This is a genomic window from Bacillus sp. AM1(2019) (assembly GCF_009906915.1).
Lineage (GTDB): Bacteria > Bacillota > Bacilli > Bacillales > Bacillaceae > Bacillus > Bacillus velezensis.
Genome location: NZ_CP047644.1, coordinates 3,776,604 through 3,799,343, shown reverse-complemented (window position 1 = coordinate 3,799,343; position 22,740 = coordinate 3,776,604). Strand labels below are relative to the sequence as shown.

Sequence of the window (22,740 nt, the reverse complement as noted above, 5' to 3'; positions counted from 1 at the left end):
GATTTTCTTGAATAATATTAAAGTAACGAAGGAAGGCAACTTAGAAACTACTTTAAGAGGAAAAGAAGTTCTATCTATCCCTACTTTAAATAAAGGTGTTGCGTTTTCAGCAGAAGAAAGAAAAAGCCTTGGATTAGACGGGCTGCTTCCTCCGACAATTCTGTCTCTTGATGAGCAGGCAAAACGCGCATACGAGCAGTTTCAAGCTCAGCCGGACCGCCTTCGCCAAAACGTGTATTTGAATGATTTGCAAAACCGTAACGAAGTTCTTTTCTTTAAATTGCTTCAAAACCATCTTCGTGAAATGCTGCCGGTTGTTTACACACCGACTGTCGGTGAAGCGATTCAAGAATACAGTCATGAGTACAGAAGACCTCAAGGAATTTACCTTTCTATCGACAACGTGGAAGGAATTGAAGAGGCATTTGAAAACCTTCATGCCACTGCCGGAGATATTGATCTGATCGTTGCGACAGACTCAGAAAGCATCCTTGGAATCGGTGACTGGGGTGTAGGCGGTATCAACATCGCCATCGGTAAATTAGCGGTATACACAGCTGCTGCCGGTATTGACCCAAGCCGCGTCATTCCTGTCGTTCTTGACGTCGGTACGAACAATGAAAAACTTCTGAACGATCCTTTATACATCGGTAACCGCCATGAACGTATCCAAGGCGAACGTTACGAAGCTTTCGTTGACGCTTATGTAAAAGCTGCGCTTAAATATTTCCCTAAAGCTCTTCTTCACTGGGAAGACCTTGGAAACAAAAACGCGCGCAATATCATGAAGAAATACAACCATGAAATTCTTACATTCAACGATGACATTCAAGGAACAGGTGCGATTACGCTTGCAGGTGTGCTTGCGGCTATGAAGAAAACAGGCGCGTCTATTAAAGACCAGCGTGTGGTTGTCTTCGGTGCGGGATCTGCCGGAATCGGAATCGCTGACCAAATCCGCGACACTATGGTGCTTGCCGGTCTTTCTGAAGAAGAAGCCAACAAAGCGTTCTACACAATGGACTACAGAGGCTTGTTAATTGAAGGTATGGAAAACATTCTTGATTTCCAAGAGCCGTACCTGCGCACAGCTGAAGAAATTAAAGATTGGAAACGCGATGAAAATGGACAAATTCCTTTCATTGAAGTGATCCGTCAAGCGAAACCGACAATCTTAATCGGTACATCAGGCCAAAGCGGCGCGTTCAGTGAAGAAATCGTCAAAGAAATGGCAAAACACGTTGAGCGTCCGGTCATCATGCCGATGTCTAACCCGACACCGCTTGCTGAAGCCGTTCCTAGCGATCTTTTCAAATGGACTGACGGCAAAGTGCTTGTGGCGACAGGAAGCCCGTTTGACAATGTAGAGTACAATGGCGTTTCTCATGAAATCGGACAATCTAACAACGCATTCGCGTTCCCTGGACTTGGTCTCGGTTCAATCGTTGTAGAAGCGAAAGTGATTACTCCTGCAATGTTTGCGGCAACTGCTGACGCAATCGCAGAAAGCGTTGATTTTGAAACACCGGGTGCAGGCCTTCTGCCGAGCATGAGCGACTTACAAGAAGTTTCAATTAAAGTTGCGATCGCCGTAGCGGAAACTGCCATTAAAGAAGGCGTGGCAAACCGCATTCCTGAAAATGTAGAACAAGCCGTTCTTGATGCAATGTGGAAACCGCAATATAAGCAAGTTGTCGCTAAATAATTTTTACGATTAATTTTACAGTCCGAGGGAAAGCTTTTATGTAAAGGCTAAAGTATACGGACATTAAGGATTTGGAGGAGAACATTTTGAGCTTCTTAGATATTTTAATCCTCCTGGCGCCGATCTTTTTCGTGATCGTGCTGGGATGGTTCGCAGGTCGCTTCGGAAGTTATGACGCGAAGTCAGCAAAAGGGGTAAGCACCTTAGTTACGAAGTACGCGCTTCCGGCGCATTTTATCGCAAGTATTTTAACCACTTCAAGAAGTGCGTTTTTATCACAGGTTCCTTTGATGGTCGCTTTGATCATTGGGATTGTCGGATTCTTTATCGTCATTCTGTTGGTTTGCAAATTTATCTTCAAGTATGATTTAACGAATTCATCTGTATTTTCTTTAAACTCTGCACAGCCGACATTTGCTTTTATGGGTATTCCCGTACTAGGAAGCTTATTCGGAGCAAGCGAAGTAGCGATTCCTATCGCCGTTACGGGTATCGTGGTTAACGCCATCCTTGACCCGCTTGCGATCATTATCGCTACTGTCGGTGAGTCATCTAAGAAAAAAGACACTGAAAACGAGAACTTCTGGAAAATGACTGGTAAGTCTATTCTTCACGGTCTTTCCGAACCGCTTGCGGCTGCACCGCTTATCAGTATCATTCTGGTACTCTGCGGTGTAACACTCCCTGGCTTGGGAGAAAAAATGCTTGATCAGCTCGGAAGCACAACATCAGGTGTTGCGCTCTTCGCCGTCGGTGTAACTGTCGGTATCCGCAACATTAAGCTCAGTCTGCCGGCTTTCGGTATCGCTTTGTTAAAAGTTGCCGTTCAGCCTGCGCTGATGTACTTAATCGCTCTTGCAGTCGGACTTCCGGCTGACCAGATCACGAAAGCGGTATTGCTCGTTGCATTCCCTGGATCTGCGGTAGCGGCGATGATTGCCACACGTTTCGAAAAACAAGAGGAAGAAACTGCGTCCGCGTTTGTAATCAGTGCGATTTTATCTCTAATCTCACTGCCGATCATCATTGCGCTGACTGCATAATGAAAAGCTCCCTGTTTCAGGGAGCTTTTTTAGTTAGAATTGAAATTTAAAAGGCGAAAATCTCGTTTTTTTTCTGGGTTTCTTATGTTCAGAAGAAGCGGCTGTTTCTGAGAGGGGAGCTGTCTGGGCAAGTTCCTGGATGCGGGAGGCCAATGTCTGCAATTCGGAATTGAGGTCGTCAATTTCCCGTCTGTGCTGAAGAAGCTGATAAGACACCCCTTCATCCGCCTTTTGTTTCAGCTGGCGTTCAAGCTCCTCTATCCTTGAAAGCAGATGGTTCTCACCTTGTTTCTCTTTCGTGAGAATGTCCAGTTTGCGCTCCAGCTCTGCCAATCTTTGTTCAGCGCCGCCATTGATTTTCGGACGCTGCAAAATGAAGCCCGTCCGTTTTTTCGGCTGCCGGGGCACTTGAACATCCAGAAGGGCAGTGCCTTCAGAAATTTGCCGTTTGACCGATTTCAGCACATCAAGATCCTCAGGTGTAAAGGAATAATGTCCGAGCTCATTCCGTTCAGCCGGAAGATTCAGCTGCTTGACCCACCTTTGCACCGTTTTTGCGGAGACACCGAGCTCTTTCGCGGCCATGTTTGTATTCATGATCACATACCTCCTTTTTGCTAGGTATTCGACCATGAGGCGGCGTTCCCTTCATGTTAGACAAAACAAGAAGGAATTCGCCAAAGAAAGCGGCATTTCTTCAAAAAACGTTACGCTTCATACAATTCAAGCGGAAGCTTGTCGGGATCGAAGAAGAAGGTAAACCGTTTCCCTGTCAGCGGATCGGTTCTGATCGGTTCTGTGCCGACGCCCTTTTCCTTTAACTCCCTGACGGCTGCTTCAAGATCGTTTACGGTGAAGGCGAGATGCCGGAGACCCGCGGCTTCCGGTCTGGTCGGCCGTTCGGGCGGATCGGGAAAGGAAAACAATTCAATCGCGTACGCGCCGTCCAGCGCAAGATCAAGTTTATAAGATCCGCGATCCTTTCGGTATGTTTCTTTTATAATGCCGAAACCGAGAATCTCGGTGTAAAAAGCTTTCGACTTTTCATAATCAGAGCATATGATTGCTATATGGTGGATGGATTTCAGCATATCCGCTCCTCCTTTTTTGCTTCAGTATAACAGAGGCGAATTGCTTTTGACTGGCGATAAGCCCTATACTATAATGAGAATGTTACGCACAGGAAAACAGAGGTGAAGACCGTGTTAGACCGTTTACAGTCAATTGAACAACGATACGAAAAATTAAATGAGCTTTTAAGTGATCCGGAAGTGGTCAACGATCCGAAAAAGCTTAGAGAATATTCGAAAGAGCAATCTGATATACAAGAAACCGTTGAAGTCTATAGACAATACAGAGACGCATCAGAACAGCTTGCCGATGCGAAAGCGATGCTTGAGGAAAAGCTTGATGCCGATATGAGAGAAATGGTGAAGGAAGAAATCTCCGAACTGCAGGGAGAGACGGAAACCCTATCGGAGCGTTTGAAAGTGCTCCTCATCCCGAAAGACCCGAACGATGACAAAAACGTAATCATGGAGATCCGCGGAGCAGCGGGAGGAGAAGAAGCCGCGCTGTTTGCGGGAAATCTCTACAGAATGTACTCCCGTTACGCCGAAATCCAAGGCTGGAAGACTGAAGTCATGGAAGCAAACGTGACCGGAACGGGCGGTTACAAAGAAATCATCTTTATGATTACGGGAAAAGGCGCATACTCCAAGCTGAAGTATGAAAATGGCGCGCACCGCGTACAGCGTGTTCCGGAAACGGAATCAGGCGGCCGTATTCATACATCCACGGCGACGGTGGCGTGTCTTCCTGAAGCGGAAGAAGTAGAAGTGGACATCCACGAAAAAGACATCCGCGTCGATACATTTGCATCAAGCGGACCGGGCGGACAAAGCGTAAACACGACGATGTCGGCCGTACGCCTGACGCATTTACCGACCGGTGTCGTCGTATCCTGTCAGGATGAAAAATCTCAGATTAAAAACAAAGAAAAAGCGATGAAGGTGCTCCGCGCCAGAATTTATGACAAATTCCAGCAGGAAGCTCAGGCTGAATATGATCAGACCCGCAAATCAGCCGTCGGTTCAGGCGACCGTTCCGAGCGTATCCGCACATACAATTTCCCGCAAAACCGTGTGACGGATCACCGCATCGGCCTGACGATTCAAAAGCTGGATCAAATCCTGGAAGGCAAGCTTGATGAAGTGGTTGAAGCGTTAATCGTAGAAGACCAGTCAAGCAAGCTCCAGCAGGCGGAAAATTAAGATGAAGACCGTTTTTGAAGCCCTAAGCTGGGCTTCTTCTTATTTAACCGAAGCGGGAAGAGAAAAAAACGCGGCCGAGCTGCTGCTGTTAAATGATACCGGAATGGATCGGAGCAAACTTCTCGCAAGTCTGCAGGAGACCGTCGGCGAGGATGAGCTTTATCGATTCAGACGGCACGTGGAGATGCATAAAGAAGGTATTCCGATTCAATATATTATCGGGAAAGAACAGTTTTACGGCAGGGAATTTTTTGTGAATGACGATGTTCTCATTCCGCGTCCGGAAACGGAAGAAGTCGTCTTTCATCTGCTGGACAGACAGAAGCGGGCATTTTCCGAGGCAGAACGCCTGAACGTCATTGATATCGGTACGGGGAGCGGAGCCATTGCGGTGACGCTCGCGCTTGAATGCGGACATTTTTCAGTATCGGCTTCGGATATTTCAAAAGAAGCGCTGCAGGTGGCGGAAAGAAATGCGCAAAACCTCGGAGCGGACGTGTGTTTTTTGCAGGGAGATCTGTTAACTCCTTTTATTTCATCAGGAAAAAAAGCGGATATTATTGTTTCCAATCCGCCGTATATTTCTGAAGAAGAAATGGCGGATTTGTCGGATATCGTCCGTTTCCATGAGCCGCTTCATGCTCTTACGGACGGCGGTGACGGTTTGAAATTCTACAAGCGGTTTATGGAGGAGCTGCCTCTTGTCATGAAAGATAAAGCGCTTGTCGTCTTTGAAATCGGATATAATCAGGGAAAAGCCGTGAAAGACCTGTTCCGTCATTCCTTTCCGAATGCGGAAGTGGAAGTCGTACAGGACATCAACGGAAAAGACAGAACCGTATCCGCGGTCATCACATCATGAAAAAAGCCCGCCGGTGACGCACACGGCGGGCTTTTGTTACAATGGAAAGAAAATGAAAGGGGCATCCGCCTTGAAAAAAGCGTTCGCCTTCGGATGTATACTCGCCGCCGCAGCTTATGCGGCGGGGTTTGTTCTGCCGTTTGGCTTTGGCATCATTTTCGGCGCCGTTACGGCTGTTCTTATCGTCACAGCGATCATCGTTTCCGGGTTGGCCGTAAGCGGAGCGGAGCAGCGGGCCAATTATCATTCTGAAACAGAAGAAGGACGGCACGCCCGTTTAAAGATGGCCGCCGTTTTCTTTTGCGCCGCTCTCCCTTCAGCCGGCTGTCTGCTGATTACGCTTCTGTAGCCGGATTTTGTCTTTGCAGCAATACGGAATCCCATACCCAATAGACGACGGCTGTTAAAACCGCAAAGATATAAAAGGCTGAATTAGAAAACAGAGATTGGCCTGACGGCTGCAAAAGACCGAAGATGATCCCGTTTGCAATGAATGACACCCCTAAATAATAAAGAAAATACAGCGGATGAAATCTCTTCGGCTTTTTATTCAGAAAGTATTGAAGCGGCAGCGCAAAAATCAAATAAGGAAACAAAAAATAAAACGCCATCGAAATGAAAGCCGCGATAATGAATTGATGAACATACAAAATAGAATAAATGACAGACATACATGCCGCCGACAGCAGCACGGTGTAATTATATTTCATCTGAAAACCTCCTATCAAAATAATATCGTACCATATTTTGAATCTGTCAATGCAGATTATCAGCTTGCTAGATTTTTTTCTTCCCGCCGGTTTAAACCTTTTCCGTCATGTCCATAATGGGACTAGATAAAAAAAGCACGGAGAGGAACGGTGGGGACCGATGAAACAGACGATGATGATCTGCATATATATTTTTCTTTTATTATCAGGAGCGCTTGCGGGTTTGACAAAAGAAGAAACGGCGCGGGCATCAGCCGATGAGCCCGTCGTCATACCGGATGAAGCGATCCGGCTCAGGATTTTGGCCAACAGTGATAACGATGAGGATCAAAAGCTCAAGCGCCAGATCAGAGATGCTGTAAACAAGCAAATCACGGACTGGGTGAAAGATATCACTTCCATTGAAGAAGCGCGGCGGCTCATTCGTTCGAAGCTTCCTGAAATTAAAGAAATCGCCAAACAAACGATGAAAGAAAAGGGTGCGCATCAATCCGTTTCAGTTCAATTCAATAAAATCTCGTTTCCGACAAAGCTGTACGGCAATATGGTCTATCCGGCCGGAAAATATGAAGCGATTTTAATTACACTCGGCAATGGCGAGGGCGCCAACTGGTGGTGCGTTTTGTTTCCGCCGCTGTGCTTCCTTGATTTCTCAAACGGCGAAGCGGTGAAAGATCAGGAAGACGGCGGACAGAAGCAGGAAGAAACGCAGAAACAGACTAAAAAAGTGCTGGATGACGTAAAAGCAAAGGCTGATAAAGCGAAGAAAGAAAAGAAAGATGACGATGATACGGAAGTGAAGTTTTTCCTCGTCGATTGGATTTCAGATCTATTTTCCTAAAAGCAAAAGGCATAAATCCGGATTCGATTCATAGATTGGAAGAAAGAGTTGATCGAAACGGAGGGAAATATATGTTTTATCAGCTGAGAGTGGCAAGAGATCAAGATACGGAGGCGCTGGAGGCCTTTTTGAAAAAGGCTGATACGGCACATGCGGAAATCGATCAGCAGATCAGCCGGTTTATCGTGCTGGAAGACAGTGAAAAAAAGATTGCCGCCTGTCTCGGGATCGAAAAATTCAGCGGCGGAAAAGGGCTTCTCCGTTCACTCGTCATGTCGGACAGGCTGAATCAAAGCCATATCGTTACACTGTTTCAAAGTATGGATGTGCTGTGCAAAAAACATGAGATTCAAGATGTCTACTTAGTCGCCAATCAGCCCTCATCTGCTGAGTTTCTGAATGTGATGGGATTTGAAGCGTGCGCCGATGCGCCTGATGAACTGTATACGTCCGAACATTTCCGCAATTCGTTATGCACAGAAGGTTCGTTTTTAATGGTGAAAACCTCTGCCTGATCTAACTTATACACAAGGTTATCCACTTATTAAAAAGTGTTGTCCACAGTTTGTGGATAACACTTGTTTTATTAAAGGACATCTTTTATACTTTCAAAAGGAATACACGAGAGAAAATAAAGTTTTACCGCTTTAAAATAAGGAGTTTGGTTATACATGAAAACAAAAAGATGGTTTGTGGATTGTTCGCGCGAATTATCCACAACCGATCCCCAGATTACACAAGCCGCGGAATTGCTCCGGCAGAATGAGGTTGTGGCTTTTCCGACAGAAACCGTTTACGGACTGGGTGCTAACGCTGAAAATACGGAAGCCGTAACGAAAATATATGAGGCGAAAGGAAGGCCGAGCGATAACCCGCTGATTGTGCATATATCCCATATCAGCCAGCTTGATCGTTTTATCAGCCATATTCCTGATACGGCGAAAAAGCTTATGAAGCTATTCTGGCCGGGGGCGCTGACCCTTGTCCTGCCGTGTAAGCCCGGTGTGCTGTCACCCCGTGTCACCGCGGGACTTGAGACGGTAGCGGTCAGAATGCCTGATCATCCGGTGGCATTAGCCCTCATCAGCTCGGCCGGACTGCCGATCGCAGCGCCGAGCGCCAATTTATCAGGAAAACCGAGCCCGACGAAGGCCGAGCATGTAGCTCATGATTTAAACGGCCGCATTGCCGGTATTGTGGACGGCGGCGCGACGGGAATCGGAGTGGAATCAACCGTTCTGTCCTGTACGGGGAAACAGCCCGTGCTGCTTCGTCCGGGCGGCGTGACAAAAGAGCAGATTGAATCCGCCGCCGGTCCGGTTCTTGTGGATAAAGGGCTGACCGAAGAAGATGAGGTTCCTATTTCTCCGGGTATGAAATATACACATTACGCGCCTTCTGCGCCGATGGCTATTGCCGACGGCGGCGCCCGGAGAATTCAAGAACTGGCAGACACATATAAAAGCCGGGGAAAACGAATCGGCATTTTGACAACAGAAGAGAACGCCGATAGTTACCAGGCTGATTATATCAAGGTCTGCGGCAGACGCGCCGACCTTGAAACAGTGGCGTCCGCCTTATACGATGCGCTCCGCAGCTTTGATGAAGCGGAAGTGGACATGATTATTTCTGAGTCCTTTCCGGATACCGGAGTGGGGCTCGCCGTTATGAACAGGCTGATGAAAGCCGCAGGCGGCACCGTTATCCATTAACTTGTTCTACCCCTTATCGGACATGCATAAGCTAAACAAGCGGGCACGTCCAAGGGGGTTTTTATTTCATGTCGAATCTATTCATCGGGGAACTTGTCTCCTTAAGCATCATGGCATTTGCTTTGGGGACGGATGCCTTTTCCGTCGGGCTCGGGATGGGAATGATTCAGCTGAAGAAAAAACAGATTTTTCATATAGGGGTTGTCATCGGGCTGTTTCATGTCATGATGCCGCTTACGGGAATGGCGGCCGGGCATCTGCTGTCCGGTTTTCTGGGGATGCTCGCCGTTTACATCGGCGGATCTCTTCTTTTCATTTTAGGGGTGCAGATGATCATTGCCGCGTTTAAACAATCAGACGGGCCGCTCATATCTCCGGCAGGCTCGGGACTGTTGCTGTTTGCGGTCGGTGTCAGTCTGGACAGCTTTTCTGTCGGGCTCAGTCTCGGGATGAACGGCTCCAATCCGTTTCTGGCCGTTACGCTGTTCGGGGTTTTCAGCACCGTTTTAACATGGGCGGGCCTTTTGGCTGGAAGAAAGGTGCAGTCGTGGCTCGGCTCCTACAGCGAAGCGCTCGGCGGAGCCATTTTGATCGGATTCGGGCTGAAACTGCTTTTACCGATATAAGATACGTAAAAAAAGAAACGAAGATGCCGTTTCTTTTTTCTTCATTTATAATAGGCAGTAAGAGGTGACGGACATGAAAATAATCTTTGTATGTACAGGCAATACGTGCCGCAGTCCCATGGCTGAGGCTCTTTTTAAATCCATTGCAGAAACGAAAGGGCTGGATGTCAGCGTAAGCTCGGCCGGCGTATTCGCGTCTCCGCACGGAAAAGCGTCGGCCCATGCCGTAGAAGCGCTGTTTGAAAAACGGATCGCTCTCAATCACAGTTCATCTCCCTTATCGGAAGAACATATCGAGACGGCTGATCTGGTGCTGGCGATGACTGAACAGCACAAACAGCTGATTGAAGGCCGATATCAAAACAGGCAGGGCAAAGTCTTTACCATTAAAGAATACGTAACGGGGGAAAACGGCGATATCTCTGACCCGTTCGGCGGTCCGCTTGATGTTTATAAACAGACGCGGGACGAACTGGAGGAGCTGCTGACCCTTTTGGCTGATCAATTGCTTGACGGAAAAAGCAAGTAATCTGTCAGAAAATCTGCAAACAGGTCATTTGCAAAACGAATGTGAAAGAGTAGAATGAAATCAACGGATTTCGTAATAAAAAGGACAAGCACACTGGGCTGTCTTCGCCCAGCCACACCTAGGAGGTAAATGAATGAAAGTAGCTATTGCGTCAGATCACGGCGGCGTCCATATCCGCGAAGAAATAAAAAGTCTTTTGGATGAATTGCAGATTGAATACATTGATATGGGCTGTGAATGCGGCGCCGGCTCTGTCGATTATTCAGACTACGCTTTTCCGGTAGCGGAAAAAGTGGTGAACGGCGAAGCTGACAGGGGAATTTTAATTTGCGGCACAGGCATCGGCATGAGCATCTCCGCAAATAAGGTAAAGGGCATACGCTGTGCGCTTGCCCATGACACCTTCAGCGCAAAAGCGACGCGTGAACACAATGACACGAATGTTCTTGCGATGGGCGAACGCGTCATCGGCCCGGGGCTGGCGCGCGAAATCGCAAAAGTCTGGCTGACGACTGAATTTACGGGCGGCCGCCACGAACGGCGGATCGGCAAAATCGCAGATTACGAAGAAAAAAATCTGTAAGAGGTGCTGGACAATGGAAGAGATGAAGCAAAAATGGACGGACATGCTGACTGAGTTTCAAGAGCAGGCAGGACTGACGGACGGCAGTCTGCTGGTGATCGGGTGCAGTACAAGTGAAGCCGCCGGAAGCCGGATCGGCACCGCCGGAAGCGGGGATTGGGCTGAATTGATATACGGCGGACTTAACCGGTTTAAGGAAAAAACGGGTGTGCATCTTGCTTTTCAATGCTGCGAGCATTTAAACAGGGCGCTTGTCATTGAAGCGGAAACGGCCGAGCGGTTCAGGCTCCCCATTGTTTCAGCCGTCCCCGTCCCGAAAGCGGGCGGAGCGATGGCCTCTTATGCATACCGGCAGATGCGTTCTCCCGTGCTCGCCGAATCGATTCAGGCTGACGCCGGGATTGACATCGGCGATACGTTCATCGGCATGCATCTGAAACCCGTTGCCGTCCCTGTCCGGATATCGAGCCGTGAGCTTGGAGAAGCACATGTGACGATGGCCCGGACAAGGCCGAAGCTGATAGGCGGGATTCGCGCCGTTTATGAATGCGAATGATGAAAATACTTTTCCTATATAATGTTCGTGTTTTCTAATTAAATTTTGTGATTTTTTTAAATAAGCTGTTACATTCACCTGAAAAACCATGTACAATAAGGGTGGTAAAAATAAAGAACAGGAAACGGATAGGAGAGGATCTCGCTGATGAAACATTTACCTGTACAAGACAAACAAGTGTTTAACGCCATCAAAGATGAGCGTAAGCGTCAACAGACTAAGATCGAATTAATTGCTTCTGAAAACTTCGTGACGGAAGCGGTAATGGAAGCACAAGGCTCTGTTTTAACAAACAAATATGCTGAAGGCTACCCCGGCAAACGCTACTACGGCGGCTGTGAGCATGTTGATGTCGTTGAGGACATCGCCCGCGACCGCGCGAAAGAGATTTTCGGAGCTGAGCATGTAAACGTTCAGCCGCACTCAGGCGCTCAGGCGAACATGGCTGTTTACTTCACGATTTTAGAGCACGGCGACACGGTGCTCGGGATGAACCTCTCCCACGGCGGCCACTTAACACACGGAAGCCCGGTTAATTTCAGCGGCGTTCAATACAACTTTGTAGAATACGGTGTCGATAAAGACACGCAATATATAGATTATGAAGATGTGCGTGAAAAAGCGCTGGCGCATAAGCCGAAACTCATCGTTGCCGGAGCGAGCGCGTACCCCCGCACGATCGACTTTAAAAAATTCCGTGAAATCGCTGATGAAGTCGGCGCTTACTTCATGGTCGACATGGCGCATATCGCGGGTCTTGTCGCAGCCGGTCTTCATCCGAATCCGGTTCCTTACGCTGACTTTGTAACGACAACGACTCACAAAACACTTCGCGGACCCCGCGGAGGAATGATCCTTTGCCGTGAAGAGTTCGGCAAAAAGATTGATAAATCCATTTTCCCGGGAATCCAAGGCGGACCGCTTATGCATGTCATCGCGGCCAAAGCCGTTTCTTTCGGAGAAGTGCTTGAAGATGAGTTCAAAACATATGCACAAAACGTCATCTCGAACGCGAAGCGCCTGGCTGAGTCTCTGAACAAAGAGGGCATTCAGCTCGTATCAGGCGGAACGGATAACCACCTTGTGCTTGTTGACCTCCGTTCTCTCGGTCTGACCGGAAAAGTCGCTGAACACGTTCTTGATGAAATCGGCATTACATCTAATAAAAACGCGATCCCTTACGATCCGGAAAAACCGTTCGTCACAAGCGGAATCCGTCTCGGTACGGCAGCTGTGACAAGCCGCGGCTTTGACGGTGACGCCCTTGAAGAAGTCGGCGCCATCATCGGCCTCGCACTGAAAAATCATGAAGACGAAGCAAAACTTGAAGAAGCGAGACAGCGCGTATCTGCCTTGACTGAAAAGTTTCCTTTATATAAAGAACTGGACTATTAATAAGGAAGAAACCCGCCGGAACCTTAATCCGGCGGGTTTTTTTATGATTTTCTTGAAACTGTTTGTCTTTTTCTGTAGAATCAATAGAAGTGTGAAAAAGTCACTCGGACAACAAAAAAGGAGCTGAACACAGTATGGGAAAGGTTTACGTATTTGATCATCCTTTAATCCAGCATAAGCTGACATATATTCGGAATGAAAATACAGGCACAAAGGATTTCAGAGACCTTGTGGACGAAGTCGCATCACTGATGGCGTTTGAAATTACACGTGATCTTCCTCTTAAAGAAGTGGAAGTGAAAACACCTGTTCAAACAGCGACATCCAAAGTGATTTCAGGGAAGAAACTCGGTATCGTGCCGATCCTGAGAGCGGGTCTCGGAATGGTTGACGGCATGCTGAAATTAATCCCGGCCGCTAAAGTGGGACATGTCGGATTATACCGTGATCCGGAAACCTTAAAACCGGTGGAATACTATGTCAAGCTTCCTTCTGATGTAGAAGAACGCGAATTTATTGTCGTGGATCCGATGCTTGCTACGGGAGGCTCTGCGGTGGAAGCGATAAACAGCCTGAAAAAGCGCGGCGCGAGAAACATTCGTTTTATGTGTCTTGTAGCGGCTCCGGAAGGCGTGGAAGAGCTGATGAAACATCATTCTGACGTTGATATTTATATCGCCGCCCTTGATGAAAAACTGAATGAAAAAGGCTATATCGTTCCGGGCCTCGGTGACGCGGGTGACAGACTGTACGGAACCAAATAAATCGGAAAACCTCATTCAGGGGTTTTCTTTTTTTTATCCAGATATTTGCTGAATGGGCAGAGTTCATACATTTATAGGTGAATTTGTGAACATTCTGTGTATGCTTCCGGTATAAAAAGTTTTTTAACTTTAAACAGATTGACACATGTTAGGGGCTATTGTATGCTAAACGAGGGTATTATGAGAAGGTTTTCATTCCTTTCATTTCTAGTATCCATCCTCATTTTAAATCCTCCAAAAAACCCGTTATATGAGGATTTATCTAAGCGAATGAAACAGCATCCCGTGGCATCAGGAGGATGAGTGGTTTTTTCGAACAGGCCGTTTTGCGGACAAAAAAGGCCTTCTGCAAAGGGTTAACCGCATGTTTTGCCGTATCCAGGAATTATATTACATTTTCATCAGGAGACAGATAGTTGATGGACGATCCCAATCTTACATTCAGCAGACAACGAAGATATGTATTTGTGATCTTAGCAATCTATTTGCTGGGATATGGTCTTACGGCGTATAAAACTGTTTTTTTAGGCCTCTTTTTGGGAACTGTTTTCAGTTTGTTTAATTTGTGGCTCTTGACCAGAAGAATGAATGCTTTTGACAAGGCCGTGGCGAAAGGAAAGTCCATACGATCACTCGGGAGCGCAGCGCGTTGGTGCAATGCGATACTTGCGATGGCTGTCGCCTTTAAATATCCCGATAAAGTCAGTGTGGCAAGTGTGATTATTGGATTAATGACAATTTATCCCGTCATTATGATAGATTCCATTATTCAGCTCAAACGTTCATCAATGGAAGAGAGGTGAAAACCCATTGAATCACGATTACAGAACTATTGATTTGTTTGGTCTTACTTTTAATCTGACAAACATTCTGATGATTACTGTGGCAAGTGTGATTGTGCTGCTGATTGCGATTCTTACTACGAGAACGCTGTCTATACGTCCGGGAAAAGCCCAGAACTTCATGGAATGGATTGTTGATTTTGTCCGCAATATTATAGGCAGTACAATGGATTTAAAAACAGGGGCTAACTTCTTGGCGCTTGGTGTAACCTTGCTGATGTACATATTTGTATCAAATATGCTGGGGCTGCCGTTTTCTGTAACGGTCGGACACGAGCTTTGGTGGAAATCACCGACGGCCGATCCGGCTATTACTCTGACTCTAGCCGTTATGGTTGTGTCGTTAACGCACTATTACGGCGTGAAGATGAAAGGTTTGAAGGAATACTCTAAGGATTACCTCAGACCGGTTCCGCTTATGTTCCCGATGAAGATCATTGAGGAGTTTGCGAATACGCTGACACTCGGACTTCGTCTTTACGGTAACATTTTCGCCGGGGAAATTCTTCTTGGCCTGCTTGCGAATCTGGCGACGAATTTCTACTCAAACAGCTTCTTTCTCGGTTTGGTCGGCACAGTCGGAGCCATTCTTCCGATGCTTGCATGGCAGGCGTTCAGCTTGTTCATCGGGACCATCCAGGCATTTATCTTTACGATGCTGACGATGGTGTACATGTCACACAAAATCAGTCATGATCATTAAAATCATATATCCATTCGGATAACATTTTAAAGGAGGAACTTTTTCATGAATTTAATAGCAGCTGCAATTGCAATCGGTTTAGGTGCACTTGGTGCAGGTATTGGTAACGGTCTGATCGTTTCACGTACGGTAGAGGGAATCGCCCGTCAGCCGGAAGCAGGAAAAGAACTTAGAACTCTTATGTTCATGGGTATCGCATTGGTTGAGGCCCTTCCGATTATCGCTGTCGTTATCGCGTTCTTAGCGTTCTTTGGCTAAGCAAAAAAGCCTTATATGAACTAAAAATGGCGAAGATCACTCTAAGAGAACCTTCGCCATTGCTTTATGTCTGATAAGCAGGCCGTACCGAAACGGCTTTTTATCAGCAGAGAAAACCTGCAGAAGGGAGTTGCCGTAGTAGATGTCTCAATTACCTCTTGAATTAGGACTGTCGTTTAACGGCGGAGATATCCTATTCCAATTGTTAGCTATGTTAGTTTTATTAGCGCTTCTCAAGAAATTCGCTCTTGGACCGCTATTAAATATAATGAAACAGCGTGAAGATCATATCGCCGGCGAAATTACGTCCGCTGAAGAAAGAAATAAAGAAGCGCAGAAGCTGATTGAAGAGCAGCGCGTTCTTTTAAAAGAAGCGAAACAGGAATCACAATCACTCATTGAAAATGCGAAAAAACTGGGTGAAAAGCAGAAGGAAGACATTATTCAGGCTGCACGTGCCGAGTCTGAAAGATTGAAAGAAGCGGCGAGAACCGAAATTGTCAAAGAAAAAGAACAAGCGGTTTCCGCACTTCGCGAGCAAGTCGCATCACTTTCTGTCTTAATCGCATCGAAAGTGATTGAAAAAGAGCTTGATGAACAAGCCCAGGAACAACTGATTCAGGACTATCTTAAAGAGGTAGGAGAAAGCCGATGAGTGGATCTGCTGTCTCTAAACGATACGCGTCAGCGCTTTTCGACATTGCCGTTGAGACTTCTCAAATCAATGAAATCGAAGAAGAGCTTACCGTACTAAAAGAAGTGTTCCGGAACGAAGCCGGATTACAGGAAGTGTTAAGCCATCCGAAGGTATCGGCCGCTAAGAAAAAAGAGCTGATTCAGCAATCGTTCGGCGCACTGTCTGAGTCTGTGCTGCATACGATTTTTCTTCTGATTGACCGCCGCCGGTCTTCGATTGTGCCTGATCTCACAGACGAGTTTATCAAACTTGCCAATCAGGCCCGTCAGACAGAGGACGCGGTTGTTTATTCAGTAAAACCGCTGTCAGAAGCGGAAATGTTATCATTGTCTCAAGTGTTTGCAAAGAAAGCCGGAATCGCTTCGCTCAGAATCAGAAATGAAGTGCAGACGGATTTAATAGGCGGCATTAAAGTCCGCATTGGAAACCGGATTTATGACGGAAGCGTGAGCGGAAAGCTTGAGCGCATGGAACGTCAACTTGCCGGAGGAAATCGATAGAAGGGGTGAAACCTAAGTGAGCATCAAAGCTGAAGAGATTAGCACGCTGATAAAGCAGCAAATTCAAAATTACCAATCTGAAATTGAAGTTCATGACGTAGGTACAGTCATCCAAGTCGGAGACGGTATTGCGCGTGTGCACGGCCTTGACAATTGTATGGCCGGTGAACTTGTTGAGTTTTCAAACGGCGTTTTGGGTATGGCTCAAAACCTTGAAGAATCCAACGTAGGTATCGTTATCTTAGGACCTTACAGAGATATCCGTGAAGGTGATGAGGTCAAAAGAACGGGCCGCATCATGGAAGTTCCTGTAGGTGAAGAATTAATCGGACGTATCGTCAACCCGCTCGGACAGCCGGTAGACGGACTGGGTCCGATTCTGACAAGCAAAACACGTCCGATCGAAAGCCCGGCTCCGGGCGTAATGGACCGTAAATCAGTACATGAGCCGCTGCAAACGGGTATCAAAGCGATCGACGCGTTAATTCCGATCGGCCGCGGACAGCGTGAGCTGATTATCGGGGACCGTCAGACAGGTAAAACATCTGTTGCGATTGATACAATCTTAAACCAAAAAGATCAAGACATGATCTGTGTGTACGTAGCGATCGGTCAAAAAGAATCTACAGTGCGCGGCGTAGTGGAAACACTTCGTAAGCATGGCGCGCTTGATTACACGATTGTCGTGACGGCGTCCGCTTCACAGCCGGCTCCGCTTCTGTACCTTGCACCGTATGCAGGGGTGACAATGGGTGAAGAATTCATGTACAACGGCAAGCACGTTCTCGTCGTATATGATGATTTATCCAAACAAGCGGCCGCTTATCGTGAGCTGTCATTGCTTCTTCGCCGTCCGCCGGGCCGTGAAGCATTCCCTGGGGATGTATTCTATCTTCACTCCCGTCTGCTTGAGCGCGCAGCCAAGCTGAGTGACGCAAAAGGCGCAGGATCAATTACGGCGCTGCCGTTCGTCGAAACACAAGCAGGAGATATCTCCGCTTATATCCCGACAAACGTCATTTCCATTACTGACGGACAGATTTTCCTTCAATCCGACCTATTCTTCTCAGGCGTGCGTCCTGCGATCAATGCCGGATTATCCGTATCCCGTGTCGGCGGATCAGCCCAAATCAAAGCGATGAAAAAGGTAGCGGGAACATTGCGTCTTGACCTGGCTTCATACCGTGAACTTGAAGCGTTCGCCCAATTCGGATCTGATCTTGACCAGGCGACTCAGGCGAAACTGAACCGCGGTGCGCGTACAGTTGAAGTGCTGAAGCAAGACTTGAATAAACCGCTTCCGGTTGAAAAACAGGTAGCCATTCTTTATGCGCTGACAAAAGGATATCTTGATGATATTCCGGTTGCGGATATCAGACGTTTTGAAGAAGAGTACTACATGTACCTTGATCAAAACCATAAAGATTTGCTTGACGGCATTGCGAAAACAGGAAACCTTCCTGCTGATGAAGACTTCAAAGCTGCAATCGAAGGCTTCAAACGCACATTTGCACCAAGCAACTAACCCTTAGAAGATGAGAGAAAAAGGTTCTCTTTTTCTCTCTTTTTACGCAAATGAAGAATAAAGGTGGTGAAATCTTTGGCCTCATTACGCGATATTAAGTCAAGGATCACGTCAACGAAAAAAACAAGCCAGATTACAAAAGCCATGCAGATGGTATCCGCTGCGAAGCTGAACCGTGCGGAAACCAACGCGAAGTCATTTGCTCCGTATATGGATAAGATCCAGGAGGTTGTGTTTAACGTCGGAAAAGGCGCGAAAAACGCGAAACACCCGATGCTTGTCTCAAGAGAAGTGAAAAAGACGGCGTATCTCGTCATTACGTCTGACCGCGGGCTTGCGGGTGCGTTTAACAGTTCGGTTTTGCGAAACGCTTACCGCACCATTCAAGAACGCCATCAGTCTAAAGATGAATACACGGTGATTGCAATCGGCAGAGTCGGCCGCGATTTCTTCAAAAAACGGGAGATGCCGATTTTGTCTGAGTTAGTGGGGCTTGGCGACGAGGTCACTTTTGCTCAGATTAAAGATTTGACCCGTCAGACGGTTCAAATGTTTATCGACGGCGCTTTTGATGAACTGCATTTGGTGTATAACCATTTCGTCAGTGCGATTTCACAGGAAGTGACGGAGAAAAAAGTGCTGCCTTTAACGGATTTCGGAACGAGCGGCGGGAAGCGCACGGCTTCTTACGAGTTCGAACCGGATGAAGAAGAGGTGCTCGAAGTGCTGCTTCCTCAATATGCGGAAAGCTTAATTTACGGCGCGCTTCTTGACAGTAAAGCAAGTGAACACGCTGCGAGAATGACAGCAATGAAAAATGCGACGGATAATGCGAAAGAACTCATTGATTCACTTTCGCTTTCATATAACCGCGCGCGTCAAGCGGCGATTACACAAGAAATTACCGAAATTGTCGGCGGTGCAGCCGCTTTAGAATAGAAAGATTTTGTCAGGAGGGATAGCGATGAAGAAAGGACGCGTAAGTCAGGTGCTTGGACCGGTTGTCGACGTACGTTTCGAGGACGGCCACTTGCCTGCGATTTATAATGCGATTAAAGTTTCACAGCCAGCTACAGGCGAAAATGAAGTAGGCATCGACCTAACGCTAGAGGTTGCTCTTCATTTAGGCGATGATACAGTCCGTACAATTGCCATGGCATCTACGGACGGAATTCAGCGCGGAATGGAAGCTGTTGATACAGGTGCGCCGATTTCCGTTCCTGTCGGTGATGTGACTCTCGGACGCGTATTTAACGTACTGGGAGATAAAATTGATTTAAATGAACCGCTGCCTGCGGATGCTCAAAAGGACCCGATCCACAGATCAGCTCCTTCATTCGATGAGCTTTCAACTGAGGTTGAAATTCTTGAAACGGGAATTAAGGTTGTTGACCTGCTCGCTCCTTACATCAAGGGCGGTAAAATCGGATTGTTCGGCGGCGCCGGCGTAGGTAAAACCGTATTAATCCAGGAATTAATCAACAATATCGCGCAAGAGCACGGCGGTATTTCCGTATTCGCCGGTGTAGGAGAGCGTACTCGTGAAGGGAACGACCTTTTCTACGAAATGAGCGATTCAGGCGTTATTAAGAAAACAGCCATGGTCTTCGGACAAATGAACGAGCCGCCGGGCGCACGTATGCGTGTAGCACTGACGGGTCTTACAATGGCTGAGCATTTCCGTGATAAACAAGGACAGGACGTACTATTCTTTATCGATAACATTTTCCGTTTCACACAAGCGGGTTCAGAGGTTTCCGCGCTTCTCGGCCGTATGCCTTCTGCGGTTGGTTATCAGCCGACGCTTGCGACAGAAATGGGTCAGCTTCAAGAGCGTATTACGTCTACAAACGTTGGTTCAGTTACATCTATCCAGGCGATCTACGTGCCTGCCGATGACTACACTGACCCGGCTCCGGCGACAACGTTCGCTCACTTGGATGCGACGACTAACCTTGAGCGTAAATTAACTGAAATGGGTATCTACCCTGCGGTTGATCCGCTGGCTTCCACTTCCCGCGCGCTTGCTCCGGAAATTGTCGGAGAAGAGCATTATGCGGTGGCGCGTGAAGTCCAGTCAACGCTTCAGCGTTACAAAGAACTTCAGGATATTATCGCGATTCTCGGTATGGACGAATTAGGTGAAGAAGACAAGCTTGTCGTTCACCGCGCACGCCGTATCCAGTTCTTCCTTTCTCAAAACTTCCACGTAGCTGAGCAGTTTACGGGACAAAAGGGTTCTTACGTGCCTGTTAAAGAAACGGTACGAGGCTTTAAAGAAATCCTTTCCGGTAAATATGACCATCTTCCGGAAGATGCATTCCGTCTTGTGGGACGCATTGAAGAAGTCATTGAGAATGCAAAAGAGATGGGTGTAGAAGTTTAATCTGGTCCTAGGAGGGTAAAAGCATGAAGACCGTTAAAGTCAATATCGTTACTCCCGACGGCCCAGTATATGATGCTGATATTGAAATGGTAAGTGTAAGAGCCGAGAGCGGTGATCTCGGTATCTTGCCTGGCCATATTCCGACCGTGGCTCCGCTTAAAATCGGCGCTGTCCGCCTTAAAAAAGACGGGCAGACCGAATTGGCGGCTGTCAGCGGCGGATTTTTAGAAGTCCGTCCTGATCAGGTCACTATCCTTGCACAAGCCGCTGAAACAGCGGAAAGCATTGATAAAGAGCGCGCCCTTGCTGCGAAAAAGCGGGCGGAAGACCGTTTGAACAAACGATCAGATGATACTGACATTCGTCGGGCTGAGCTTGCGCTACAGCGGGCTGTAAACAGATTGGATGTTGCAGGAAACTAAAAAAGAATCCTTCTCGGCTGTCTGAGAAGGATTCTTTTTCTATATTAACGCATAAGAGATTCATAGACGCCGATAAGCGGATGATCCTCTTCTTTTTGCAGATATAAATGTTCGCAGCAGTTGTCGGTGTGCCACGTTTTGTTTCCTCTCCGCACACCCGTCGTATAAGCGCCGTCCGTATACGGATAAGGTTTGACGACCCATTCGGCATCGTCATGGTGTCTGATGGCGCAATCGATGACATACACACTGAGCATTTTCTCAAATTCGTCAATCGGCAGGTTCCAATCCGCCAAAAGCAGCTCTTGTATGCTGCGGAAGTAAAGAGCTTCCACTTCCAGCAGGCTGCCGCGTGAATAATCAAGAGAAATATTGAAAAACTGACATAATTCTTTCAGTTCCTCTGTTTGAGACTGTCTATAATCATAGTAGAATGCTATCGCTTCCCACTCGTGGTCAAATACGGGAAGAGTTTCTCCATACTGCTTTTCCGGATGAAAAAAGGAATGATTCATATTCCCATCTCCTTTCCAAAAAAGTATATCATGCCGGAGAACGGACATTTAAGCGGGGATTGCCCCTAATTTTGGATAAAAATTCTGATGTAAAAATGATCATCTTTCTCTCTTCTTCTTATATAATAAGAGAGGATATGAGGGGCGGAAAAAATGAAAGGAGATGGGATTTGTGAATGTATTGGGGCAGCAGGCCGCAATCAGCATCCTGGTTCACCTGGTATGCATTGCGGTGACATGGTGGGCGCTTCAGGCCGTCAACTTTGATCCGCTGATCCGAAAAGGAAAAATAGTGCAGGCGAGGCTGCTGATCATTCTTCTTACCATTGCGATCGGTACGGCAGTCGCTGACTTCTTTTTAGATTATCTTACCTATTCGAAACAGCTTCCATACTTATTTTAAGATGTTTCGTTTGTTAAAATGAAGGGAATCGCTGGGTGAGAAACCAATTTTTCTTCACCCGCTTGGCGAGTTTTGACGAAGTTTTCCATGTATTGCTTTCCCCGGCTCCGGCAAAAATGGGAGTAAGGGGGAGAGATCGATATGAAGAAAAAAAGAGCAGGCCGCATCATCTTGTTTTTTGTTTTTTTAAGCGCCTTAATAGCGGTATTTCATTCCATTCATGCAAGTGAGCTGTCTCCGCTTGCCCAGATTGCCGAAGGAATGGAGCGGCAGCAGGTCACTGTAGATGAATGGACGCTTCATGCGAAAAAAAATCTGAACCTGTCACTGAGTGAATTTGATGACAAGGTAAAAGAACTGAAGACGCAGTATCCGCAATATCATTGGGAATCCGCGCGGGAAGATAAAATCGTAAAGGCCGTCGGCACGTATTCTGACAAAAAAAATCACACAACTTTTAAACTGCAGCTCGTCACTACCCTCAAAAACCAGAACCCAACTTCGTATTTATTATATGAGCAAATGAGCCCGGAGCAACCGGAAAACTGGAATGATACATATGAACAGTTTGAACGGCAGGCACATGACATATTTCAAAATAAAGTATTTATTTTTACTTGTCTAAAGGGTCATTTAAATGATAATATGAGTATTGTTTTGCAAAAAAAAGCAGAACAGCTCATGAAAGAATTTGAAGCAAGTCCAGTTGAACATGTAGTTGAGCCTCATTTCGTTTCTGTTTCTGCATTTACATATAAGTGGACAGATTACATCATGACATCGAAACATAAGATGAATGTGCAAGTTGCGCTTAGAAGTGCGGGAATGGGCGAAAAACATACCGTTACGGTTGGCACACCAATCGTGACGACTGAATATTAATATAGAGA

The 22,740-nt window shown here is 46.9% G+C and carries 29 protein-coding genes; 25 read left to right on the top strand and 4 right to left on the bottom strand.

Annotated elements, in window-relative coordinates:
• The first annotated feature begins 7 nt into the window (after positions 1-7).
• Both malS and GNE05_RS18875 read left to right on the top strand, forming a co-directional pair.
• A complete protein-coding gene (malS, locus tag GNE05_RS18880) occupies positions 8-1,705 on the top strand; it encodes an oxaloacetate-decarboxylating malate dehydrogenase (protein WP_007407609.1) in 1,698 nt (565 codons plus the stop codon).
• Between the two features lie 86 nt (positions 1,706-1,791).
• A complete protein-coding gene (locus tag GNE05_RS18875; protein ID WP_007407608.1) occupies positions 1,792-2,748 on the top strand; it encodes an AEC family transporter in 957 nt (318 codons plus the stop codon).
• Between the two features lie 33 nt (positions 2,749-2,781).
• On the opposite strand, the gene racA is transcribed toward GNE05_RS18875, so the two are convergent.
• Together racA and gloA2 are read right to left on the bottom strand one after the other, a co-directional pair.
• On the bottom strand, positions 2,782-3,345 hold the full coding sequence (gene racA / locus GNE05_RS18870) for a chromosome-anchoring protein RacA (RefSeq protein WP_021494805.1): 564 nt from the start codon (positions 3,343-3,345) through the stop codon (positions 2,782-2,784).
• A gap of 110 nt (positions 3,346-3,455) precedes the next feature.
• Entirely contained in the window at positions 3,456-3,839 is a 384-nt protein-coding gene (gloA2, locus tag GNE05_RS18865) for an SMU1112c/YaeR family gloxylase I-like metalloprotein (RefSeq protein ID WP_007614387.1), read from the bottom strand.
• 111 nt (positions 3,840-3,950) lie between these two features.
• Here gloA2 and prfA point away from each other — a divergent pair, with 111 nt between their 5' ends.
• From prfA to GNE05_RS18850, 3 genes are all read left to right on the top strand, one after another.
• Positions 3,951-5,021 (top strand): peptide chain release factor 1, encoded by a 1,071-nt coding sequence (prfA, locus tag GNE05_RS18860; protein ID WP_003151139.1) that lies wholly within the window; start codon positions 3,951-3,953, stop codon positions 5,019-5,021.
• A gap of 1 nt (position 5,022) precedes the next feature.
• Entirely contained in the window at positions 5,023-5,883 is an 861-nt protein-coding gene (gene prmC, locus GNE05_RS18855; RefSeq protein WP_021494807.1) for a peptide chain release factor N(5)-glutamine methyltransferase, read from the top strand.
• Between the two features lie 70 nt (positions 5,884-5,953).
• Positions 5,954-6,232 carry a DUF5316 family protein gene (locus GNE05_RS18850; RefSeq protein WP_025649375.1) on the top strand — a complete coding sequence of 93 codons (279 nt, stop codon included), beginning with the start codon at positions 5,954-5,956 and terminating at the stop codon, positions 6,230-6,232.
• Here GNE05_RS18850 and GNE05_RS18845 read toward each other — a convergent pair.
• On the bottom strand, positions 6,219-6,593 hold the full coding sequence (locus GNE05_RS18845; protein WP_003151143.1) for a UPF0715 family protein: 375 nt from the start codon (positions 6,591-6,593) through the stop codon (positions 6,219-6,221). The two genes, GNE05_RS18850 and GNE05_RS18845, sit on opposite strands and share 14 nt — an antisense overlap.
• A 160-nt stretch (positions 6,594-6,753) precedes the next feature.
• Here GNE05_RS18845 and spoIIR point away from each other — a divergent pair, with 160 nt between their 5' ends.
• From spoIIR to GNE05_RS18755, 18 genes are all read left to right on the top strand, one after another.
• A complete protein-coding gene (spoIIR, locus tag GNE05_RS18840) occupies positions 6,754-7,434 on the top strand; it encodes a stage II sporulation protein R (protein ID WP_014419106.1) in 681 nt (226 codons plus the stop codon).
• 71 nt (positions 7,435-7,505) lie between these two features.
• Entirely contained in the window at positions 7,506-7,949 is a 444-nt protein-coding gene (locus tag GNE05_RS18835; protein WP_007614382.1) for a GNAT family N-acetyltransferase, read from the top strand.
• Between the two features lie 156 nt (positions 7,950-8,105).
• Complete coding sequence (locus tag GNE05_RS18830) at positions 8,106-9,146, top strand: L-threonylcarbamoyladenylate synthase (protein WP_061861621.1); 1,041 nt, start codon at positions 8,106-8,108, stop codon at positions 9,144-9,146.
• A gap of 68 nt (positions 9,147-9,214) precedes the next feature.
• Positions 9,215-9,772, top strand: a complete 558-nt coding sequence (locus GNE05_RS18825; RefSeq protein WP_017418734.1) for a manganese efflux pump MntP — start codon at positions 9,215-9,217, stop codon at positions 9,770-9,772.
• Positions 9,773-9,845: 73 nt separating this feature from the next.
• Complete coding sequence (locus GNE05_RS18820) at positions 9,846-10,301, top strand: low molecular weight protein arginine phosphatase (RefSeq protein WP_160183084.1); 456 nt, start codon at positions 9,846-9,848, stop codon at positions 10,299-10,301.
• Positions 10,302-10,434: 133 nt separating this feature from the next.
• Positions 10,435-10,884 (top strand): ribose 5-phosphate isomerase B, encoded by a 450-nt coding sequence (gene rpiB, locus GNE05_RS18815; protein ID WP_003151149.1) that lies wholly within the window; start codon positions 10,435-10,437, stop codon positions 10,882-10,884.
• 13 nt (positions 10,885-10,897) lie between these two features.
• A complete protein-coding gene (locus GNE05_RS18810; protein ID WP_007407598.1) occupies positions 10,898-11,440 on the top strand; it encodes a TIGR01440 family protein in 543 nt (180 codons plus the stop codon).
• 147 nt (positions 11,441-11,587) lie between these two features.
• Complete coding sequence (gene glyA, locus GNE05_RS18805; RefSeq protein WP_014419101.1) at positions 11,588-12,835, top strand: serine hydroxymethyltransferase; 1,248 nt, start codon at positions 11,588-11,590, stop codon at positions 12,833-12,835.
• A 134-nt stretch (positions 12,836-12,969) separates the two neighbouring features.
• Positions 12,970-13,599, top strand: coding sequence for a uracil phosphoribosyltransferase (upp, locus tag GNE05_RS18800; protein WP_014419100.1), 630 nt, complete (start codon positions 12,970-12,972; stop codon positions 13,597-13,599).
• A gap of 419 nt (positions 13,600-14,018) precedes the next feature.
• Positions 14,019-14,402: an ATP synthase subunit I gene (gene atpI, locus GNE05_RS18795; RefSeq protein WP_003151155.1), complete on the top strand. Its 384-nt coding sequence runs from the start codon at positions 14,019-14,021 to the stop codon at positions 14,400-14,402.
• Between the two features lie 7 nt (positions 14,403-14,409).
• Entirely contained in the window at positions 14,410-15,144 is a 735-nt protein-coding gene (atpB, locus tag GNE05_RS18790; protein ID WP_014419099.1) for a F0F1 ATP synthase subunit A, read from the top strand.
• A gap of 45 nt (positions 15,145-15,189) precedes the next feature.
• Entirely contained in the window at positions 15,190-15,402 is a 213-nt protein-coding gene (gene atpE, locus GNE05_RS18785; protein ID WP_003151167.1) for a F0F1 ATP synthase subunit C, read from the top strand.
• 142 nt (positions 15,403-15,544) lie between these two features.
• Positions 15,545-16,057, top strand: a complete 513-nt coding sequence (gene atpF / locus GNE05_RS18780) for a F0F1 ATP synthase subunit B (protein WP_003151168.1) — start codon at positions 15,545-15,547, stop codon at positions 16,055-16,057.
• A complete protein-coding gene (locus GNE05_RS18775; protein ID WP_003151169.1) occupies positions 16,054-16,599 on the top strand; it encodes a F0F1 ATP synthase subunit delta in 546 nt (181 codons plus the stop codon). The genes atpF and GNE05_RS18775 overlap by 4 nt, the downstream gene beginning before the upstream one ends.
• 16 nt (positions 16,600-16,615) lie before the next feature.
• A complete protein-coding gene (gene atpA, locus GNE05_RS18770) occupies positions 16,616-18,124 on the top strand; it encodes a F0F1 ATP synthase subunit alpha (RefSeq protein ID WP_017418736.1) in 1,509 nt (502 codons plus the stop codon).
• 75 nt (positions 18,125-18,199) lie between these two features.
• Positions 18,200-19,063 (top strand): ATP synthase F1 subunit gamma, encoded by an 864-nt coding sequence (gene atpG, locus GNE05_RS18765; protein ID WP_003151172.1) that lies wholly within the window; start codon positions 18,200-18,202, stop codon positions 19,061-19,063.
• 25 nt (positions 19,064-19,088) lie between these two features.
• Positions 19,089-20,510 carry a F0F1 ATP synthase subunit beta gene (gene atpD / locus GNE05_RS18760; protein ID WP_003151173.1) on the top strand — a complete coding sequence of 474 codons (1,422 nt, stop codon included), beginning with the start codon at positions 19,089-19,091 and terminating at the stop codon, positions 20,508-20,510.
• Positions 20,511-20,533: 23 nt separating this feature from the next.
• Positions 20,534-20,932, top strand: coding sequence for a F0F1 ATP synthase subunit epsilon (locus GNE05_RS18755; RefSeq protein WP_003151176.1), 399 nt, complete (start codon positions 20,534-20,536; stop codon positions 20,930-20,932).
• A gap of 44 nt (positions 20,933-20,976) precedes the next feature.
• Here GNE05_RS18755 and GNE05_RS18750 read toward each other — a convergent pair whose 3' ends face one another.
• Positions 20,977-21,447 carry a hypothetical protein gene (locus GNE05_RS18750; protein WP_007407595.1) on the bottom strand — a complete coding sequence of 157 codons (471 nt, stop codon included), beginning with the start codon at positions 21,445-21,447 and terminating at the stop codon, positions 20,977-20,979.
• Positions 21,448-21,619: 172 nt separating this feature from the next.
• Here GNE05_RS18750 and GNE05_RS18745 point away from each other — a divergent pair, with 172 nt between their 5' ends.
• Together GNE05_RS18745 and GNE05_RS18740 are read left to right on the top strand one after the other, a co-directional pair.
• Complete coding sequence (locus GNE05_RS18745) at positions 21,620-21,850, top strand: DUF1146 family protein (protein ID WP_007614366.1); 231 nt, start codon at positions 21,620-21,622, stop codon at positions 21,848-21,850.
• A gap of 141 nt (positions 21,851-21,991) precedes the next feature.
• Positions 21,992-22,732 carry a YwmB family TATA-box binding protein gene (locus GNE05_RS18740; RefSeq protein ID WP_007614364.1) on the top strand — a complete coding sequence of 247 codons (741 nt, stop codon included), beginning with the start codon at positions 21,992-21,994 and terminating at the stop codon, positions 22,730-22,732.
• The last annotated feature ends 8 nt before the right edge of the window (positions 22,733-22,740 follow it).

Excerpts from the sequence above, each read along its gene's own strand:
- racA (WP_021494805.1), bottom strand. The coding sequence starts at position 3,345 with ATGAATACAAACATGGCCGCGAAAGAGCTCGGTGTCTCCGCAAAAACG.
- gloA2 (WP_007614387.1), bottom strand. The coding sequence starts at position 3,839 with ATGCTGAAATCCATCCACCATATAGCAATCATATGCTCTGATTATGAA.
- prmC (WP_021494807.1), top strand. The coding sequence starts at position 5,023 with ATGAAGACCGTTTTTGAAGCCCTAAGCTGGGCTTCTTCTTATTTAACC.
- GNE05_RS18845 (WP_003151143.1), bottom strand. The coding sequence starts at position 6,593 with ATGAAATATAATTACACCGTGCTGCTGTCGGCGGCATGTATGTCTGTC.
- spoIIR (WP_014419106.1), top strand. The coding sequence starts at position 6,754 with ATGAAACAGACGATGATGATCTGCATATATATTTTTCTTTTATTATCA.
- GNE05_RS18835 (WP_007614382.1), top strand. The coding sequence starts at position 7,506 with ATGTTTTATCAGCTGAGAGTGGCAAGAGATCAAGATACGGAGGCGCTG.
- GNE05_RS18830 (WP_061861621.1), top strand. The coding sequence starts at position 8,106 with ATGAAAACAAAAAGATGGTTTGTGGATTGTTCGCGCGAATTATCCACA.
- GNE05_RS18825 (WP_017418734.1), top strand. The coding sequence starts at position 9,215 with ATGTCGAATCTATTCATCGGGGAACTTGTCTCCTTAAGCATCATGGCA.
- GNE05_RS18820 (WP_160183084.1), top strand. The coding sequence starts at position 9,846 with ATGAAAATAATCTTTGTATGTACAGGCAATACGTGCCGCAGTCCCATG.
- rpiB (WP_003151149.1), top strand. The coding sequence starts at position 10,435 with ATGAAAGTAGCTATTGCGTCAGATCACGGCGGCGTCCATATCCGCGAA.
- GNE05_RS18810 (WP_007407598.1), top strand. The coding sequence starts at position 10,898 with ATGGAAGAGATGAAGCAAAAATGGACGGACATGCTGACTGAGTTTCAA.
- glyA (WP_014419101.1), top strand. The coding sequence starts at position 11,588 with ATGAAACATTTACCTGTACAAGACAAACAAGTGTTTAACGCCATCAAA.
- upp (WP_014419100.1), top strand. The coding sequence starts at position 12,970 with ATGGGAAAGGTTTACGTATTTGATCATCCTTTAATCCAGCATAAGCTG.
- atpI (WP_003151155.1), top strand. The coding sequence starts at position 14,019 with ATGGACGATCCCAATCTTACATTCAGCAGACAACGAAGATATGTATTT.
- atpE (WP_003151167.1), top strand. The coding sequence starts at position 15,190 with ATGAATTTAATAGCAGCTGCAATTGCAATCGGTTTAGGTGCACTTGGT.
- atpF (WP_003151168.1), top strand. The coding sequence starts at position 15,545 with ATGTCTCAATTACCTCTTGAATTAGGACTGTCGTTTAACGGCGGAGAT.
- GNE05_RS18775 (WP_003151169.1), top strand. The coding sequence starts at position 16,054 with ATGAGTGGATCTGCTGTCTCTAAACGATACGCGTCAGCGCTTTTCGAC.
- atpD (WP_003151173.1), top strand. The coding sequence starts at position 19,089 with ATGAAGAAAGGACGCGTAAGTCAGGTGCTTGGACCGGTTGTCGACGTA.
- GNE05_RS18755 (WP_003151176.1), top strand. The coding sequence starts at position 20,534 with ATGAAGACCGTTAAAGTCAATATCGTTACTCCCGACGGCCCAGTATAT.
- GNE05_RS18750 (WP_007407595.1), bottom strand. The coding sequence starts at position 21,447 with ATGAATCATTCCTTTTTTCATCCGGAAAAGCAGTATGGAGAAACTCTT.
- GNE05_RS18740 (WP_007614364.1), top strand. The coding sequence starts at position 21,992 with ATGAAGAAAAAAAGAGCAGGCCGCATCATCTTGTTTTTTGTTTTTTTA.